This window comes from Micromonospora sp. CNZ299 (genome assembly GCF_002754415.1).
This window is the reverse complement of record NZ_PEFG01000001.1, coordinates 2752570-2769950: the sequence shown is the minus strand read 5'-3', so window position 1 is coordinate 2769950 and position 17381 is coordinate 2752570. Positions and strand designations below refer to the sequence as shown.

Below are 17381 nucleotides of genomic sequence, written 5' to 3'. Positions count from 1 at the left end.
GGAACGTTAACCGGCGACCTTTTCGCTGACCGTCTCGGCGGGCTCCGCCGGCGGCTTGGCACCACTCGTGCCGCCACCGGGGGTGCCGATGCCGGCCATCGCGAACGCGCTGCCCGTGCCACCACCGGCCGGGGACAGGTCGTAGCTGCTCTCGGCGTGCTCGGCGATGTCGATGCCCTCGACCTCGTCCTCACCCTTGACCCGGAAGCCGATCGTCTTCTCGATGACGAAGGCCAGCACCCAGGCGATGCCGAAGGACCAGACGGTGACGATCAGGCCGGCGAGGGCCTGCCGCCCGAGCTGGGTCGCGCCGCCGCCGTAGAAGAGACCGTCGGAGGCGCCCACCACGTCGCTGATCGCGGCGTTGACCGAGTTGGTGGCGAAGAGACCGAGCCAGAGCGAGCCGATCCAACCACCGACGAAGTGCACGCCGACCACGTCGAGCGAGTCGTCGTAGCCGAGCTTGTACTTGAGGCTGACGGCGAGCGCGCACACCGCACCGGCGACGACGCCGAGCAGGACGGCCGCCCACGGGGCGATGAAACCACAGGCCGGGGTGATGGCGACCAGGCCGGCGACGGCACCGGACGAGGCGCCCACCATCGTCGGCTTACGGGTCTTGACCCACTCGACAGCGATCCAGCCGAGCACCGCCGCCGCCGTGGCGAGCTGGGTGTTGATGAAGGCGAGGCCGGCGACCGAGTCGACGGTCAGCTCGGAGCCGGCGTTGAACCCGAACCAGCCGAACCACAGCAGACCCGCACCGAGCGCGACCAGCGGGATGTTGTGCGGCTTCATGCCCTCACGCGGCCAACCGAGCCGCTTGCCGAGCACCAGAACCACGGCCAGGGCCGCCGCACCGGCGTTGATGTGCACCGCGGTGCCACCGGCGAAGTCCAGAGCGTGGATGTCGGCGCCGATGATGCCGCCGCCCCACACCCAGTGGGCGACCGGGAAGTAGACCAGGGTGGCCCAGCCGAAGGCGAACAGCAGCCAGCCGGCGAACTTTGCCCGGTCGGCGATGGCACCGCTGATCAGCGCGACGGTGATCACCGCGAAGACCATCTGGAAGGCCATGAACACGTAGAGCGGGACCCCGATGCCGCTGGGGTTCTCCGCCGTGGCACCCCACAGGTCGGTCTCGGCGAGGAACGTCTTGGTGCCGAGGTACGCGCCCGGGTCGCCCCAGAAGCCGTTCACGTCGGTCCCGAAGGCGACGCTGAATCCGTAGAACCACCACAGAATAGAGATGAGCCCGATAGCGGAGAAGCTCATCATCATCATGTTGAGTACGCCCTTGGCCCGGTTGAGGCCGCCGTAGAACAGCGCCAGTCCGGGGGTCATGAGCAGCACGAGCGCGGTCGAAACCAGCAGCCACGTGGTGTTGGCGCCGTCGATCGTCGGTGCTTCAGGCACGCTGGCCTCCTAAAGGGTGAATTCCTCCTTCGCGGCTTTCCGGGGCAGCGTCGCCCGTAGGCCGGTTGCGCGGAAGCTTCGCGGCCGGCTGTTTCACACAGGGTCCCGGGCGGGTTTCCGTTTCGTGACGGGTTGTTTCGTACGTGTCACGAAGTCCGCACAGTCGGCGGCATGGACAATGGTGGATCGTTCGGACGGTGGACGTCGATGGCTGACCGGCCAGGCCCATCGACCGGTCCGCTTGACGGGACCGGCCGAGCATCGACCGGCCGACGCTCAGCGGAGGGCGTTCTCCAGTGCGTGCCGCTCGTAGTCGAGCAGCCGCAGATCGCGCATCGGTCGGCGCAGGTGGCCCTTGTGCACGATCCGGACGAACGCTGGCTCACCGGCGGCGGCCATCCGGCGGATGCCCTCGACGTGGTCCACGATCCGCTTACGGATGGTCCGGATCAGCCGGTGCCGGTCCCGGGGGATCAGCCCGTACGCGTCGGCGAAGAGCCGGAGCCGGCGCGGCCGGTCCGGGTGCTTCCAGCCGAGCGTGATCGAGTCGCGGTCCGCGAAGATCGGCACCCAGGTCCAGGCCGCGTACGCCACGTCGTAGATCCGCGCGCCGGGCGAGGCGAGGTCGAAGTCGATCAGCCCGAGGGTGCCGTCCGGCCGCCAGATCACGTTGTGCGGCGCGGCGTCGTGGTGGCAGATCACCTCGGTGTCCGGCGGCGGGGGCCCGAACGAGCGCCAGACGGCCCCCGGCTGCGGGGTGAAGCCGTACTGTGCGTCGTGGAACATGCGCAGCATGGTGGCGACGGTGACCAGCGCCTCGTCGGTCACCCAGTGCGGGGCGAGCGGGTATTCCCCGCACTCCCCCTCCAGGTACGACAGCACCTCACGGTTGCGCTCGTCCATCCCGAGCGCCCGGGGTGCGCCGGTGAAGCCCACGTACTCCAGGTGCCGCAGCAGGGCGTGCACGGACGGTGTCCACGGCCCGGCGTTGCGGCGGACCGTGTCACCGACGCGGACGACGGTGCTCACGTTGCCGCCGTGCAGCGGGATCTCCTGCGAAGTCACGTACGGTCTCCCGAGGCGCTGCGAGGGGTGGCCGGGGTCACGCCAGCCCGCGTATGCGCGGTTGTCACTGGACACCCGAGACTACGCGTCCCGTCCGGTGGCCTCGGTCCCCAGCAACGCGTCGACGAACTGCGCCGGGTCGAACGGGGCCAGGTCGTCCTTGCCCTCACCGAGGCCGACCAGCTTCACGGGGATGCCGAGCTTGCGCTGCACGGCGATCACGATGCCGCCCTTGGCGGTGCCGTCGAGCTTGGTCAGCACCACGCCGGTCACGTTGACCACCTCGGTGAAGACCCGGGCCTGCTCCAGGCCGTTCTGGCCGGTGGTGGCGTCCAGGATGAGCAGTGTCTCGTCGATCGGGCCCTGCTTCTCCACCACGCGCTTGACCTTGCCCAGCTCGTCCATCAGGCCGACCTTGTTCTGCAGGCGGCCGGCGGTGTCGATGAGCACGGTGTCCACGCCGGTGTCGATACCGCGCTTGACCGCGTCGAAGGCGACACTGGCCGGGTCGGCGGCCTCGGGCCCCCGGACGGTTTCCGCGCCGACGCGGGAGCCCCAGGTCTCCAGTTGGTCGGCGGCGGCGGCCCGGAAGGTGTCCGCGGCGCCGAGCAGCACGGTACGGCCGTCGGCGACCAGCACCCGGGCGATCTTGCCGCAGGTGGTGGTCTTGCCGGCGCCGTTGACGCCGACGACGAGGACCACCGCCGGCACGCCGTCCTTCGGGGCGGTCCGCAACGAGCGGTCCAGGCTCGGGTCGAGCGCGTTGACCAGCTCGGCGGCGAGCAGTGCCCGCAGCTCGGAGGCCGAACGGGTGCCGAGCACCCGGGTGCGCTCACGAAGCCGGTCGACGATGTCGCGGGTGGCGTCGACGCCGACGTCGGCGGTGATCAGGCTGTCCTCGATCTCCTCCCAGACGTCCTCGTCGAGGTGGTCGCGGGCGAGCAGGCCGAGCAGGCCCTTGCCGAAGACGTTCTGCGAGCGGGACAGTCGCGAGCGGAGCCGGACCAGCCGCCCGGCGGTCGGCTCGGGCACCTCCACCGGTGCGGGCGCCTCGATGACCGGCGGCGGCTCGACCAGGACGCCGGTGGACAGTTCGGACTCCGGTGCCTCGACCGGCGGGCCGGCGAGATCTTCCTCGGCCCTGGTGTCGACCTCGGTGTGCGGCAGCGGGGGCTCGGGCCGCCGCCGCAGGCGCGGCACGACCAGCCCTACTGTGCCGGCGATCAGCACACCGAGCAGGACAAGAGCGAGGACGAGATATTCGGCCATGCCGGAATCCTGTCAGATGCGGGCGGCGGCGTCCCAGCCACCGCACCCCGAGCGGTGCCCGGAGTCTCAGCCACCGCACCCCGCGCGGTGCCCGGAGTCTCAGCCACCGCACCCGGCTGGTGCCGGGAACCGGCGGTAGGCTCGGCCGCATGCCCGCCGCACACCTCCTCATCGGCCCACTCCTGCGGCGAGTGGTGGACACCCGGGCGACCGTCTGGGTGGAGACGGCCGCGCCCGCCGTGGTCACCGTCCGCACCGCCGACGGCGCCACCGGCACCGCGCCCACCTTCTCGGCGTACGACCACCACTACGCCCTCGTGGTGGTGGAGGGGCTCACCCCGGACAGCACGACCACCTACGAGGTGCTCGTCGACGACGAGGTGGTCTGGCCGGTGGCGAGCAGCGGCTTCCCGCCGAGCGTGATCCGCACCCGGGCGACCGACGACCGGGACCAGCCGGTCAACCTGATCTTCGGCTCGTGCCGCGAGACCACCCAGCACTCCACGACCCGCAAGCTGCCACCGGACGCGCTGGACGCGTACGCCCGACGGTTGATGGCCGACCCGGAGGCGAACCCGCCGCCGGACCTGCTGGTGCTGCTCGGTGACCAGGTCTACGCCGACGTCACCTCGCCCACGGTGCGCCGGCTGCTGCGTCGGCGCCGGCGGCGTCCGAAGGGCGCCCCGGCCGACCAGGTGGTGAGCTTCGACGAGTACACGAAGCTGTATCTGGAGTCCTGGCGCGACCCGGAGATCCGTTGGCTGCTCTCCACCGTGCCGAGCGTGATGATCTTCGACGATCACGAGATCATCGACGACTGGAACACCTCGGCGGCGTGGCGTGCCGAGATGCGCGAGCAGCCGTGGTGGCAGGAGCGGATCGGCAGCGGGCTCGCCTCGTACTGGGTCTACCAGCACCTGGGCAACCTCTCCCCGGACGAGATCGCCGCCGACCCGGTCTTCGCGAAGGTCGCCGCCGCCGAGGACGCCACCGGGGTGCTGCGCGATTTCGGGCACCGGGTCGACCAGGAGTCGGATGTGGCGCACGACACCGAGCGCTGGCGCGCGGTGCAGTACCAGTGGAGTTACGCACTGGACCTGGGCCGGACCCGGCTGGTCATGCTCGACAACAGGTGCAGCCGGGTGCTCGACCCGGGCAGCCGGGCGATGCTGCCGCCGGGCGAGTGGTCCTGGTTCCTCGACCAGGCGCACGGGGTCTACGACCACCTGGTGGTCGGCGCCTCGCTGCCCTGGCTGCTGCCGCAGGGCATCCACCACATAGAGGCGTGGAACGAGAAGTTGGCGGACTCGCGTCGCCCCTGGGTGGCACGCGGGGCGGAGAAGCTGCGCCGCGCACTGGACCTGGAGCACTGGGCGGCGTTCCGGCGTTCCTTCGAGGCGCTGGCGGAGACCTTCACCCGCATCGGCACCGGCACCCCCCGGCAGTCCGGCGCGCGGGTCGGCGCCGGTCCGGCGTACGCCCCGCCGGCGTCGATCAGCGTGCTCTCCGGGGACGTGCACCACTCGTACGTGGCCCGGGCCCGGTTCGGCGACCCGGCGGTGGTCACACCCGTGCACCAGCTCACCTGCTCACCGATCCACAACCAGGTGCCGGCCGGCATCCGTCCGCTGATGCGGCTCGGTTGGTCGGCCGGTCCGGCCGGTGCCACCCGGGCGCTGGCTCGCTCCGCGGGTGTCAGGCGGCCGGGGGTGCGGTGGCGCAAGTTGGCCGGCCCCTACTTCGGCAACGCGGTCGCGACCCTGACGCATGAGGGGCGCAGGGCTGACGTGGTCATCGAGGGCACCACGAAGGACGGCCACCTACGCCCCGTGATGCGGCGCCGACTCTCGGCCGCCGCACGGCCGACCTCGCCGTAGTCTCTACGCGTGGACGAGCACCTGCCAGAACCGATCCGGGCGGTCGAGCACGAGTTGACCGCCCTGCTGCGCCGTGGGCGGGCGGTTTCCTGGGAGATCGCCCGCGAGGTGCACCCGAACCTGGAGCCGAACACCTACGGGCTGCTGCTCTGGTTGCGACGCAGTGGGTCGATCCGGTTGACCGAGTTGGCGGCGCGGCTCGGTGTGGGCAAGGGAACGCTGAGCCGGCAGATCAACGCCCTGGAGGTCCTCGGCCTGGTCTACCGCGACCCCGACCCGAGCGACCGGCGGGCCGCGCAGATCACGTTCACCGAGGAGGGCCAGCGCCGGTTCGACGCAGCCCGGTCTGCGCGTGTGGGAGAGTTGCTCCGCACGCTGAACGACTGGCCGGCCCGGGACGTCGAGGAGTTCGCCCGGCTGTTGGGCCGGTTCAACGACTCCTGGCAGTAGCGCTCCGGGACGGGGAATAGCGCACCGCTCCGTCAGGTTGTTGCTTCAGGCAACCAAATATGCGGTTGCCTCAGGCAACTCCCAGGCGACCCTCGCGAAACCGCCCCCGTCGCTTCACCTCGACTCCGTCCGGAGGCAGCAACGATGACCCAGGCGACAGCGCCCCCACGGGCGACCGGCGTCGACATGACGCACCGGCAGATCCTGCAGGCCCTCTCCGGCCTGCTGCTGGGCATGTTCGTCGCGATCCTCTCCTCCACGGTCGTCTCGAACGCGCTGCCGAGGATCATCACCGAACTGCACGGCAGCCAGTCCGCGTACACCTGGGTGGTCACCTCAGCCCTGCTCGCGACCACCGCGACCACCCCCATCTGGGGCAAACTCGCAGACCTGACCAGCAAGAAACTCCTGGTCCAGATCTCCCTGGGGATCTACGTGCTGGGCTCGGTGCTGGCCGGGGCCGCACAGGGCACCAGTGAGCTGATCGCCTGCCGGGTGCTCCAGGGAATCGGCGCTGGCGGCCTCACCGCGCTGGCCCAGGTGATCATGGCGACCATGATCGCGCCACGCGAGCGGGGCCGCTACAGCGGCTACCTCGGCGCTGTGATGGCCGTCGGCACCATCGGCGGCCCGCTGATCGGCGGTGTGATCGTGGACACCTCCTGGCTCGGCTGGCGCTGGTGCTTCTACGTCGGCGTGCCGTTCGCCATCGCCGCGCTGGTCGTGCTCCAGAAGACCCTGCACCTGCCCGTGATCAAGCGGAAGGCACAGATCGACTGGTGGGGCGCCACGCTGATCACCGCAGCCGTCTCGCTGCTGCTGATCTGGGTCTCGCTCGCTGGCGGCCAGTTCGCCTGGGCCTCCTGGCAGAGCGCCGTCATGGTGGTCGGTGCCCTGGTGCTCGGCGCGCTGGCGATCCGGGTCGAGACCCGGGCCGCCGAGCCGATGATCCCGCCGCGGCTGTTCCGCAACCGCACCATCACCCTGGCCGTCGTCGCCAGCATCGCTGTCGGCGTGGGCATGTTCGGCGCCTCGGTCTTCCTCGGCCAGTACTTCCAGATCAGCCGCGGCCAGAGCCCGACCATGTCCGGCCTGATGACGCTGCCGATGATCCTCGGTCTGCTGGTCTCCTCCACGCTGAGCGGACGGATCATCACCCGTACCGGCCGCTGGAAGAGGTTCCTGGTCATCGGTACGGCGCTGCTCACCGCTGGCTTCGCGCTGATGGGCACGCTCCGGGCCGACACCAGCTTCACCCTGCTCAGCGTCTACATGGCGCTGGTCGGCATCGGCCTGGGCATGACCATGCAGAACCTGGTCCTCGCCGTGCAGAACACCGTCGGCACGCACGAGCTCGGCGTGGCCAGCTCGACGGTTGCGTTCTTCCGCAGCCTGGGCGGCGCGATCGGCGTTTCCGTGCTCGGCGCGGTGCTCGCCCACAAGGTCACGGGCTACACCGCGGAGGGCCTCGGCCGGCTCGGGATCGCCGCGTCCGGCTCGGGCAGCGGTGGTGTCCTGCCCGACGTGCACACCCTGCCCGGGCCGATCCGGGCCGTGGTGGAGAGCGCGTACGGCCACGGCGCCGGCGACATCTTCCTGGCCGCCGCCCCCTTCGCGCTGATCGCACTGATCGCTGTGAGCTTCATCAAGGAGGTGCCGCTGCGGCAGCACAGCAGCTCTCCGGTCGGCACCGAGGTCGAGCAGGAATCAACCATCGCGGCCGGCGCTGGTGCCGCCGTGGTCCGCACCGGCGAGCAGAGGTGAGGTAGCCAGCCATGAGCGTGGGAGCACCGGACCGCGAGGAGTACGGCCCCCGGACCCGCCCGCTGCCGTTCGAACGCGGCACGGACGGGCCCCGGGTGGTCCTGGTCGGCGTCGACGGCACCCGCACCTCCGAGCGGGCCGGCTGGTACGCCGCCGGCCTGGCCCGCCGGCAGGGTGCCGCGTTGGTGGTGGTCTACGTCAGCTCGACGAGCGGGCTGACCGCCCTGATGCCGGGGATGGACGCCGGCGCAGTGCAGCGGACCCACGACGAGCTGGCCGCCGAGCTACGCCGGGAGTGCCGCCGCGGGGCCGAGGAACTGGGCGTACCGCTGACTTTCCTGTCCCGGCGCGGTGACGCGTACGGGGAGCTGTGCGCGGCGGCGGACGAGTTCCAGGCCGACATGGTGGTGGTGGGCGCCTCCGAGCAGGCCGGTCACCGGCTGGTCGGCTCGGTCGCCACCCGGCTGGTCCGCACCGGCCGGTGGCCCGTCGTCGTGGTGCCCTGACAACCGGTCGCGGCTGTCGCACCCGAGCCGCAGGATGACGCGATGACGACATGGAGAGCACCGGAGATCGACCGCAGCCACGAGCCTCTGGTCGCAGATGAGCGCACCATGCTGGAGGGCTGGCTCGACCACCACCGCGACACTCTGCTGCACAAGTGCGCCGGCCTGACCGCCGAGCAGTTGCGCACGGCAAGCGTCGAGCCCTCCGGCCTGAGCCTTCTCGGGTTGGTCCTGCACATGACCGACGTCGAGCGCTCCTGGTTCCGCCAGCGCTTCGCCGGCCAGGACCTGCCCGACCTCTTCGACTACTCCACCGACATCGACGCCGACTTCCACGCTGCGGCGTGCGCCGACGCGGAGGCCGCCTTCGCCGCCTTCCGAGCCGAGGTCGAAGCGGCACGGGCGGCCACCGAGGGACGGTCCCTGGACGAGACGTTCATGCTGACCCGCAGCGACGGGACACGCACCTTCAGCCTGCGCTGGGCGTACGTCCACATGATCGAGGAGTACGCCCGGCACAACGGCCACGCCGACCTGATCCGGGAACGCATCGACGGCGTCACCGGCGATTGACCCGCTGCCCTCGTCAGCCGGGGCGCCCGGCCCGGAGCAGGTGCTCGCCCAGCGGGGTGAGCGTGTGTCGCACCGCCGGGCCCGCCCGGCGGGTGGTGACCAACCCGGCCGACCGGAGGATGGTGGCGTGCTGGCTGGCCGAGGCGAGGGAGATGCCGACCGTCCGGGCCACCTGTGAGGTGCTCGGGCCGTCGGCGATCGCACCCAGCACTGCCGCTCGGGTGCGCCCCAGCAGGTCGGCCAGGGGTCTGCTGCTCACCAGCGCCCGTCGGGTGGGCCGGATCGGGTAGGCCAGCACCATCGGGCCGGCCGGGTCGTCCAGGACGCACGGTCGGGGCAGCAGGTACGACGGCACCAGGGTGACGCCCCGGCCGGCCGGGGCCAGGGTGACTCCGTTGGCGAATCCACACTCGTACGACAACTCGTACCGCTCGCCGTACGGCTTCCAGAACAGGTACGGGCTCAGGTCACGCAGGACCCGGTCGATCCCGGCGTCCACCATGGTGTGGGCCCGCACGGCCCGGTCGCCGTGGACCGCTGCCGTGATCGTGTCCTGGTACGGCGCGACCGCGACCTGGTGGAACGCCCGCATCGCCGCGCTCAGTCGCTGCCGGGCGGCCGTCTCGCCGGAGGCGAGGGCACCGACCCGGGCCGGCAGGTCGCCGGCGGCGATCCGGGGGCGCAGTTCCGCCGCCAGCGTCGCCGTCGGGGTGGCCAGCACCTCGTCCAGGGCGGCCGGCAGGTCGCTGCCGAGGCTCGGCGGGGTGAGGAAGTCCGGAAACCACCAGGGCAGGCGGCACAGGTCGAGGTACGGGCGCATCTCCGGGCGCAGCGCCGCCCGGGTGCGTGCCCGCCAGACCGTGAGGTGTTCCGGTGCGGCCTCGAACAGCCGCTGGCCGGCCGCCCCGAGCTCCAGCAGCACCGCGGGTTCGGAGCGCAGGACGGTGCGGCTCAGATCCGTCGCGGTGAGCTGCAACGTCAGCATGAGCCGACGCTAGCCACCCTTCGGCCCTGCCTGAAAGGGCATGGAGCAGGCTGCGACCGGACCGGAATCCTCGGCCCATGAACATCTTCCTTGTCCTGGCCACCAGCCTGGTCGTGCTCATCGGCACCTCGGGAGCGCCAGCGCACGCCGCCGTCGCGCGTCCCGACACGTACGTCGTCTCCGGCGAGCCGGGGGTGCTGCCCGAGGGCATCGCCGTCACCCGCACCGGCACCATGTACGTCACCAGCGTCGCCACCGGCGCCGTCTACCGCGGAGACGTCCGACACCGGTGGCTGCGCCCGTTCCTCCCCGCCGGCTCGGACGGGCGGACCCGCGCCGCCGGGGTCCACGTCGATCGCGCCGGCCGGCTCTTCGTGGCCGGTTACGACACCGCGACCCTCTTCGTGTACGACCCGGACGGCCGCCTGCTGGCGAAGCGGAGCGCGGTGACCGGTGCGGCTCTCAACGACCTGGTGATCACCGACCATGCCGTGTACGTGACCGACTCGGCCGGCGGCACGATCTGGCGGGCCACGCTGGACGGTGGACGCGTCGGCCCGCTCGTACCGTGGCTGCTGCCGTCCAACTTCCCGGCCGCCCCCGGCTTCCTCAACGGCATCGTCGCCACCGCCGACGGTCGGCTCGCGCTCGTTGCCGACCAGGGCACCGGTGAGCCGGGCAGCGAACGTCTGTGGCGCATCGACCTCGCCGACGCCACGGCCAGCGAGGTCGCCGTGTCGGGTGGACAGCTCGGCGCCGACGGGCTGCTGCTGGAGGGCGACCGCCTCTACGGCGTGGTCAACTTCCCCGATCCCGCTGGCGGGTACCGCTTCGCGGTCAACCTGGCGGTGCTGGACGGCGACCTTCGGGCCGCCCGGGTGGTCCGGCAGTCCCACACCGCCGGCCTGGAGCAGTCCCCGACCACCCTGGCCCGCGACCACGACCGGCTGCTGTGGGTCAACAGCCAGCTCAACGCGACCGCGCCGGCGCCACCGTTCACGGTGACCGAGGTCCCCGGCCTGCGCTGAGAGGCGGCGCGGCTCAGTGGTCCAGAGCCGCCCGCAGGTAACGCAGGTCGGCGTGGCCGCCCCAGCGGTGCGCCGACAGCCCAGCGGAGCGGGCACCCCGTACGGCCCAGTCCTCGTCGTCGACGAAGAGCACCCGGGCCGGCGGGGTGGCCAGCGCCTGGCAGGCGGCCTGGAAGTATTCCGGGGCGGGCTTGTGCACTCCGAGGGTGGAGGAGTTGATCACCACGTCCAGCTCGCCGACCAGACCGAGGGCGGCCAGGTCGGCGTCGAGCAGGTCGGTGGCGTTGGTGCCCAGCCCGACAGTGATCCCGGCCGCGCGTACCTCGCGGACGAAGTCGAGCACCTCGGTGTCCACCTCACCCCGGTAGCGCTGCCACTGCTCCACCGCTGCGCGGGCCCGGTCCGGGCCACCGGCCGGCTCGGCGAGAGCGTCGGCCACGCTGCTCACCCACTCGGCGTGGCTGACCTGGCCGGTGAGCACCGGCTGAAGCCGGCCCCACTGCATGGCGATCTCGCCGAGCACCCCCTCGGACAGGCCGTACTCCCGCTCGACACCGGCAGCCACCGCCGGATCCCACCGGCGCAGTACGCCGTCGAAGTCCAGCAGGAGCGCCGTCGCGCGTTCCCGAGCCACTACCCGTTCTCCTCGCCGCGGCCGTGCCGCTGGTCGTCCTCGTCGGCCCGGTTGAGCCGTTGGCTGATCACCTGGGTGACCCCGCTGCGCATGGTGACCCCGTAGAGCGCGTCCGCGATCTCCATCGTCCGCTTCTGGTGCGTGATGACGATCAGCTGGCTCTTCTCCCGCAACTGTGCCAGCAACAGGATCAGCCGGCCCAGGTTGACGTCGTCGAGGGCCGCCTCCACCTCGTCCATGATGTAGAACGGGCTGGGCCGGGCGCGGAAGATCGCCACAAGCATGGCCACCGCGGTCAGCGACCGCTCGCCGCCGGAGAGCAGCGACAGCCGCTTGATCTTCTTGCCCGGCGGGCGGGCCTCCACCTCGACGCCGGTGGTGAGCAGGTCGTCCGGCTCGGTGAGGATCAGCCGGCCCTCGCCGCCGGGGAAGAGCACCGTGAACACCTGCTCGAACTCCCGAGCGGTGTCCTCGAAGGCGCTGGCGAAGACCTCCAGGATCCGCTCGTCCACGTCCTTGACCACGGTGAGCAGGTCCCGACGGGTGGCCTTGAGGTCTTCCAACTGCTCGGAGAGGAACTTGAAGCGCTCCTCCAGCGCGGCGAACTCCTCCAGCGCGAGCGGGTTGACCTTGCCGAGCAGGGCCAGTTCGCGTTCCGCCTTGGCGGCGCGCTTCTCCTGCACCGGCCGCTCGTAGCGCACCGGCTCGGGCACCGGCAGGCCGTCCCGTTCGGCCGTCGCGACGTCGACCTGGGTCGGCGGAACGGGCTGCGCGGGGCCGTACTCGGCGACCAGCGTCTCCACGTCCAGTCCGAAGTCCTCGGCGGCCTTCGCCTCCAACTGCTCGATGCGCAGTCGTTGCTCGGCGCGGGCCACCTCGTCACGGTGCACCTGGCTGGTCAGCCGCTCCAGCTCCGCGCCGAGACGCTTGGCTGCCCCGCGTACCTCCTGAAGCTCCGCCTCACGGGCGGCGCGTTCCAGGGCGACCGCGTCGCGGTGCTCCTCGGCCGTCGCGATCGAGGTGGTGAGCCGGGTGAGGGCCTCCCGGGCGCCGCCGGCGACGGCCCGGGCGATGCCCGCACCCCTGGTGCGCGCGGCCCGCCGGGCTGCGGCGCGCTCCCGGGCGGCCCGCTCCGCGGTGGCCTGCCGGGCCAGCGAGTCGGCCCGACCGGCGATCGAGGAGACCCGCTCCTCGGCGGTACGCACGGCGAGCCGGACCTCCATCTCGTTCTGCCGGGCCTGCGGCACCATCGCGGCGAGTTGGTCCCGTTCCTCGCTGGACGGCTCGGCGTCGACCGGGGTCTCCTCGGCCAGCCGCAGCCGTTCCTCCAGCTCGGCGAGTGCGGTGAGGTCCCGTTGTCGAGCCGCCTCGGCGCGGGAGCGGGACTCACCGAGCCGGTCGGTCTCCGCCTTCGCCGAGCGGGCCGCCGCCCCCAGCTCGGCCAGCCGGCGCGCGGCGGCGTTGCGGTGGCTCTCCGCCTCACGCTTCTCGGCGGCGGCGTGCTGCACGGCCTCCTTGGCTGCGGCCACCTCGGCGCGCGCCTCGACGAGCTGGTCGCGCAGCTCCACGCCCGCGCGCTCGGCGGTGAGCCGGTTGGCGCGGGCCTCCTCGACAGCGGCCTGCACCTCGATGTAGCTGGGGGCCTTGGCCGACCCACCAGCCGCCGCGTACGCCCCGACCACGTCACCGTCGGGGGTGACCGCCCGCAGCTCGGGGTTGCTGGCGACCAGGTCGGCGGCGGCGGCGAGATCGTCGACGAGCGCCACGTCGCGCAGTGCCCGGTGCACGGCCGGACGCAGCTCGGCGCTGCACTCCACCAGGTCGGGGGCCCACCGGGCGTCGTCGGGCAGCTTCGGGCGCAGCGCGTCGGCGGAACCGGTCATGCCGGGCCCCGCCGGGCTGCCGACGAGCAGGCCGGCCCGGCCGGCGTCGGAGATCTTCAGCAGGCGCATCGCCTCGACGGCCTCGTCCACCCCGCTGACGGCGACCGCGTCGGCGAGACCGCCGAGCGCGGCGGCCAGCGCGGCCTCGTGGCCGGGCGCGACGGTGAGCAGCCCGGCGAGGCTGCCGAGCAGGCCGGGCACGTCGCCGGCGCGGGCGAGCAGCGCTCCCGCGCCGTCCTTGCGCCGCAGCCCGAGCGCCAGCGCTTCCTCCCGGGCCTTCCAGGTGGCGGCGTCCTTCTCCGCCGCCCGCTCGGCGTCGGACAGCGAGCGCACGGTGGCCTGCGCCCGCTCCTGCACGGCGACCGCCTCGGCGTGCCGGGCGTCCAGGTCCGCGTTGTCCCGGTCGGCCTCGGTGGACTGGGCGGCCACCGCGTCCAGGTCGGCCTGCGCCTGCTCGGCGCGGCCCAGCGCGTCGGCGTGCGCAACGGCGAGTCGTTCGATCTCCTCGCCGGCGCTGGTCGTCCGGGCGCGGGCCGAGTTGACCTGCCCGGTGAGCCGGGCCATCCCCTCCCGGCGGTCGGCGATGGCCTTGGCGGCGGCGACCAGCTCCCGTTCGGCGGCGGCGAGCTGCCGTTCCAGCTCCTGGCGGTGCTCGACCGCCTCGGCCAGCCGGATCTGGTCGTCGGTGAGTGCCCCGCGCAGCTCCTCCTCCTGCTCGCGGACGCGTTCCGCCTCGGCCTCCAGCTGGTCCGGGTCGCGGCCGGGCCGCTCGTCGTCGCCGCTGGCGCTGAGGTGCCGCAGCCGTTCCCGGGCCAACTGCTCGATCGAGCGGAAGCGCTCCTGGAGGGCGGACAGCTTGTACCAGGTGTCCTGGGCGGCGGCGAGCAGCGGCGCGTCCTCCGCGAGGGCGGCCTCCAGCTCGCCGAGGCGGCCCTGCACCTCGACGTGCTCGCCCTCGATCTGCTCACGCCGCTCGCGCAGCGCGGTCTCGTCGGCGATCTCCCGATCGAGGGTGCTGCGCAGGGTGGCCAGGTCGTCGGCGAGCAGGCGCAGCCGGGCGTCGCGCAGGTTGGCCTGGATGGCGGCGGCACGGCGGGCCACCTCGGCCTGCCGGCCCAGTGGCTTGAGCTGACGGCGCAGCTCAGCGGTGAGGTCGGTCAGGCGGTTGAGGTTGGTCTGCATCGCGTCGAGCTTGCGCAGCGCCTTTTCCTTGCGCTTGCGGTGCTTGAGGACGCCGGCCGCCTCCTCGATGAACGCCCGGCGGTCCTCCGGCTTGGCGTGCAGCATGCCGTCGAGTCGGCCCTGCCCGACGATGATGTGCATCTCCCGGCCGATGCCGGAGTCGGACAGCAGCTCCTGGATGTCGAGCAACCGGCAGGTGTTGCCGTTGATCTCGTACTCGCTCTCGCCGGAGCGGAACATCCGGCGGGTGATGGAGACCTCGGTGTACTCGATCGGCAGCGCGCCGTCGGTGTTGTCGATGGTGAGGGTGACCTCGGCGCGGCCCAGTGGCGCCCGGCCGGCGGTGCCGGCGAAGATGACGTCCTCCATCTTGCCGCCGCGCAGGGCCTTGGCGCCCTGCTCGCCGAGGACCCAGGCGATGGCGTCGACGACGTTGGACTTGCCGGAGCCGTTCGGGCCCACCACACAGGTGATCCCGGGCTCCAGCTTCAACGTCGTGGCGGAGGCGAAGGACTTGAAGCCCTTCACCGTCAGGCTCTTGAGATACACCTTCTCGATCCTCGTCCGGTGGCCGCCGTACCGTCGCCGGCTCTGGGGACCTGGGTGAACTCGCAGACTAACCCGGTGGTGGGAGCGGAGGAGCACGCGACCCGCCCCGGGTCGTGTGCGTCGAGGGCGCGAGGCACCACCGCGCTGTTGTTCGGACGGCCCCGATAATGGCGAGAGCAGTTCATGATCGGCTTATCCGTGGGCGCGCTATTCGGATGCGGCCGGGACGGTTCCCGTGCGACCGACCACAAGATCACAAATCGTCGGCCCGAAAGGAACCGGACAGTGTTGCGCGCCGGCACAGAACGTGTCGGCGCGCTTTTTGCGATAGTGCGATTCAGTTTTGTCGAGGTGGAGATCAGGTCAGCGCCGGCTCGGCCAGACGGAGCAGATCGTCCGCCTCCGCCGCAGCCGCCGCGAGCCGATCGTTGTCGGCACGCAGACGCGTGATCTCGAACTCCAGTGCCTGCACCCTGGCACGCAGTCGGGTGACCTCGTCGAGCAGACGCCGGTCGGGCGCTGCACCTACGTGGCCGTAGAGGGCCTTCGCCATGCTGACTCCTTGATATGCGCTGCCGGAAAGGCCGGCCAACGCGCGCCCATTAAGTACGCGGCTGTCATTCCAGGCTGTATCTGGGCATGACCGGGCGCGACTGGCGACACCTATATATTGAGCCGAAACCCCCTCCTTCGTCAAGTTCTCGCAGGCCGTAGATCATCTCCACGTCGACCTGTCCACTTGTCGGGGGGCTGCCTTCAAGGCACGGACACTCTCTGTCCGGACACCTTTACTGTACGCCCGGATTTCCGGAAGTCCGCCCCCTCGCGTCCGACTTCCCCTTAACTCTTCCTTAGCCACGTTGCCGCAGCTCGGGGCCGCGCCGTAGCGTCACCCCGGCCCGCAACCGACCCCTGGAGGCATAGGCGTGTACGGCTCGACCGACCCGATGGACCCGAACGGCGCACCCCGGCGCGTCGAACGGCCGACCGACGAGCCGGCCTGGCTGCACGACCGCCCGGAGCCCCGCTCGGCCTACCTCTTTGGTGACAACTCGGACCAGCCCGGCGACGAGTGGCACCCGGAGCAGCCCTCCGCCGACTGGCAGTCGGGCCCGGCGACACCCGCCGGCTCGGCCGACGCCCACACCGCCACCTGGCCGGCCCACCGCCCGGATGCCGGGAGCGGCGCCTGGGCCAACAGCCGCCCGGCAGAGGACCCCACCGGCGGTTGGCACCCGGACACCGACGCGGAGACCACCGGCGGCTGGCGCACCGACGCCGACCCGGAGACGACAGTCGGCGTGACCGGACGACCCGGCGAGGGCCGGCACCGCTCCCCCCGCCGCTGGCGCAAGCCACTGATGATCGGAGGCGCCGCCGCAGCGGCCACCCTCGTGGTGAGCTTCGGCGTCGGCGCGCTCGCGCTGCCCGGCGGTGACAACGGGGGCAGTCAGCCAACCGCCGTCGACGACACCTTCGCGACGGAGGCCCCGGCCGAGCAGCCGGCCATCGACACCCTGGCCGCACCCTCCCCGTCCGCCACGCCCAGCCCGGCGCAGCCGAGCCCCTCGCCGAGCAAGGTCGTCAAGCCGACCCCGGCGGCGTCACGGACCACCGCCGCGTCGCGCCGCAGCGTCGAGCGCAGCACCGCGCCGAACACGAACAACGGGTCCAACGGGTCCAGCGGATCCAGCGGCACCGTCAGCGCCCAGGCCCGCGAGGTGGTGAACCTGGTCAACGCCGAGCGGTCCAAGGCCGGCTGCAAGGCGCTGAGCATCGACGACAAGCTGATGACCGCCGCCCAGAAGCACAGTCAGGACCAGGCCGACCACCAGAAGATGTCGCACACCGGCAGCGACGGCAGCAACGCCGGCACGCGGCTGGACCGGGTCGGCTACACCTGGCGCACGTACGGCGAGAACGTGGCCTGGAACCAGAAGACCCCGGCCGCGGTGATGGATGCCTGGATGAACAGCTCCGGCCACCGGGCCAACATCCTGAACTGCGCGTTCACCGAGATCGGCGTCGGCATCGCCAACAGCAACGGGCCGTACTGGACGCAGGTCTTCGCCGCGCCGCGCTGACCGCGCGTCGTCCGCGCCCCCGCGCTCGTTTGACCCGGTGAGGTACGTCGGGCCGAGGGTGCGGGGCGGCGTACCGGTGCGGGCGGCAACGGGCCGTCCGGGACCCGGGAGCTGCC

General features: G+C 72.0%; 14 protein-coding genes. 7 read left to right on the top strand and 7 right to left on the bottom strand.

Translation table 11 applies throughout. The annotated features are described in order from the left end of the window. Positions 1 to 6: 6 nt before the first annotated feature. From CLT68_RS13205 to ftsY, 3 genes are all read right to left on the bottom strand, one after another. Positions 7 to 1416: an ammonium transporter gene (locus CLT68_RS13205; protein ID WP_099851183.1), complete on the bottom strand. Its 1410-nt coding sequence runs from the start codon at positions 1414 to 1416 to the stop codon at positions 7 to 9. A 276-nt stretch (positions 1417 to 1692) separates the two neighbouring features. Then, positions 1693 to 2556: an aminoglycoside phosphotransferase family protein gene (locus CLT68_RS13200; protein ID WP_172861967.1), complete on the bottom strand. Its 864-nt coding sequence runs from the start codon at positions 2554 to 2556 to the stop codon at positions 1693 to 1695. 6 nt (positions 2557 to 2562) lie between these two features. Continuing rightward, the gene (gene ftsY, locus CLT68_RS13195; protein WP_088946610.1) at positions 2563 to 3750 is read right to left on the bottom strand and encodes a signal recognition particle-docking protein FtsY; all 1188 of its coding nucleotides are present in this window, start codon (positions 3748 to 3750) and stop codon (positions 2563 to 2565) included. A 149-nt stretch (positions 3751 to 3899) separates the two neighbouring features. Between ftsY and CLT68_RS13190 the strand changes: the two genes are divergently transcribed. From CLT68_RS13190 to CLT68_RS13170, 5 genes are all read left to right on the top strand, one after another. Next, positions 3900 to 5627 carry an alkaline phosphatase D family protein gene (locus CLT68_RS13190; protein ID WP_099851181.1) on the top strand — a complete coding sequence of 576 codons (1728 nt, stop codon included), beginning with the start codon at positions 3900 to 3902 and terminating at the stop codon, positions 5625 to 5627. A 9-nt stretch (positions 5628 to 5636) separates the two neighbouring features. Next, positions 5637 to 6077, top strand: coding sequence for a MarR family winged helix-turn-helix transcriptional regulator (locus CLT68_RS13185; RefSeq protein ID WP_231927243.1), 441 nt, complete (start codon positions 5637 to 5639; stop codon positions 6075 to 6077). A gap of 144 nt (positions 6078 to 6221) precedes the next feature. Continuing rightward, positions 6222 to 7841 carry an MDR family MFS transporter gene (locus CLT68_RS13180; protein ID WP_099851178.1) on the top strand — a complete coding sequence of 540 codons (1620 nt, stop codon included), beginning with the start codon at positions 6222 to 6224 and terminating at the stop codon, positions 7839 to 7841. Between the two features lie 11 nt (positions 7842 to 7852). Next, a complete protein-coding gene (locus CLT68_RS13175; protein ID WP_185755217.1) occupies positions 7853 to 8347 on the top strand; it encodes a universal stress protein in 495 nt (164 codons plus the stop codon). A 42-nt stretch (positions 8348 to 8389) separates the two neighbouring features. Beyond that, complete coding sequence (locus CLT68_RS13170; protein WP_099851176.1) at positions 8390 to 8920, top strand: DinB family protein; 531 nt, start codon at positions 8390 to 8392, stop codon at positions 8918 to 8920. A 13-nt stretch (positions 8921 to 8933) separates the two neighbouring features. Here CLT68_RS13170 and CLT68_RS13165 read toward each other — a convergent pair whose 3' ends face one another. Continuing rightward, entirely contained in the window at positions 8934 to 9905 is a 972-nt protein-coding gene (locus CLT68_RS13165; RefSeq protein WP_099851173.1) for an ArsR/SmtB family transcription factor, read from the bottom strand. Positions 9906 to 9982: 77 nt separating this feature from the next. Here CLT68_RS13165 and CLT68_RS13160 point away from each other — a divergent pair, with 77 nt between their 5' ends. Beyond that, entirely contained in the window at positions 9983 to 10933 is a 951-nt protein-coding gene (locus CLT68_RS13160; RefSeq protein ID WP_099851172.1) for a superoxide dismutase, read from the top strand. A 13-nt stretch (positions 10934 to 10946) separates the two neighbouring features. On the opposite strand, the gene CLT68_RS13155 is transcribed toward CLT68_RS13160, so the two are convergent. The 3 genes from CLT68_RS13155 to CLT68_RS13145 all read right to left on the bottom strand — a co-directional run bounded on the left by CLT68_RS13155 (position 10947) and on the right by CLT68_RS13145 (position 15734). Then, positions 10947 to 11567 (bottom strand): HAD-IA family hydrolase, encoded by a 621-nt coding sequence (locus tag CLT68_RS13155; protein ID WP_099851170.1) that lies wholly within the window; start codon positions 11565 to 11567, stop codon positions 10947 to 10949. Further along, entirely contained in the window at positions 11567 to 15181 is a 3615-nt protein-coding gene (gene smc, locus CLT68_RS13150; protein ID WP_099851168.1) for a chromosome segregation protein SMC, read from the bottom strand. The genes CLT68_RS13155 and smc overlap by 1 nt, the downstream gene beginning before the upstream one ends. A 358-nt stretch (positions 15182 to 15539) precedes the next feature. Continuing rightward, positions 15540 to 15734, bottom strand: a complete 195-nt coding sequence (locus CLT68_RS13145) for a hypothetical protein (RefSeq protein ID WP_007456482.1) — start codon at positions 15732 to 15734, stop codon at positions 15540 to 15542. A 394-nt stretch (positions 15735 to 16128) separates the two neighbouring features. Here CLT68_RS13145 and CLT68_RS13140 point away from each other — a divergent pair, with 394 nt between their 5' ends. After that, the gene (locus CLT68_RS13140) at positions 16129 to 17265 is read left to right on the top strand and encodes a CAP domain-containing protein (protein WP_099857109.1); all 1137 of its coding nucleotides are present in this window, start codon (positions 16129 to 16131) and stop codon (positions 17263 to 17265) included. Positions 17266 to 17381 lie beyond the last annotated feature (116 nt).

What these genes read in the sequence shown, in the direction of transcription:
- CLT68_RS13190 (WP_099851181.1), top strand. Translation starts at nt 3,900, where the DNA reads ATGCCCGCCGCACACCTCCTCATCGGCCCACTCCTGCGGCGAGTGGTG.
- CLT68_RS13145 (WP_007456482.1), bottom strand. Translation starts at nt 15,734, where the DNA reads ATGGCGAAGGCCCTCTACGGCCACGTAGGTGCAGCGCCCGACCGGCGT.
- CLT68_RS13180 (WP_099851178.1), top strand. Translation starts at nt 6,222, where the DNA reads ATGACCCAGGCGACAGCGCCCCCACGGGCGACCGGCGTCGACATGACG.
- CLT68_RS13165 (WP_099851173.1), bottom strand. Translation starts at nt 9,905, where the DNA reads ATGCTGACGTTGCAGCTCACCGCGACGGATCTGAGCCGCACCGTCCTG.
- CLT68_RS13140 (WP_099857109.1), top strand. Translation starts at nt 16,129, where the DNA reads ATGGACCCGAACGGCGCACCCCGGCGCGTCGAACGGCCGACCGACGAG.
- ftsY (WP_088946610.1), bottom strand. Translation starts at nt 3,750, where the DNA reads ATGGCCGAATATCTCGTCCTCGCTCTTGTCCTGCTCGGTGTGCTGATC.
- CLT68_RS13170 (WP_099851176.1), top strand. Translation starts at nt 8,390, where the DNA reads ATGACGACATGGAGAGCACCGGAGATCGACCGCAGCCACGAGCCTCTG.
- CLT68_RS13175 (WP_185755217.1), top strand. Translation starts at nt 7,853, where the DNA reads ATGAGCGTGGGAGCACCGGACCGCGAGGAGTACGGCCCCCGGACCCGC.
- CLT68_RS13160 (WP_099851172.1), top strand. Translation starts at nt 9,983, where the DNA reads ATGAACATCTTCCTTGTCCTGGCCACCAGCCTGGTCGTGCTCATCGGC.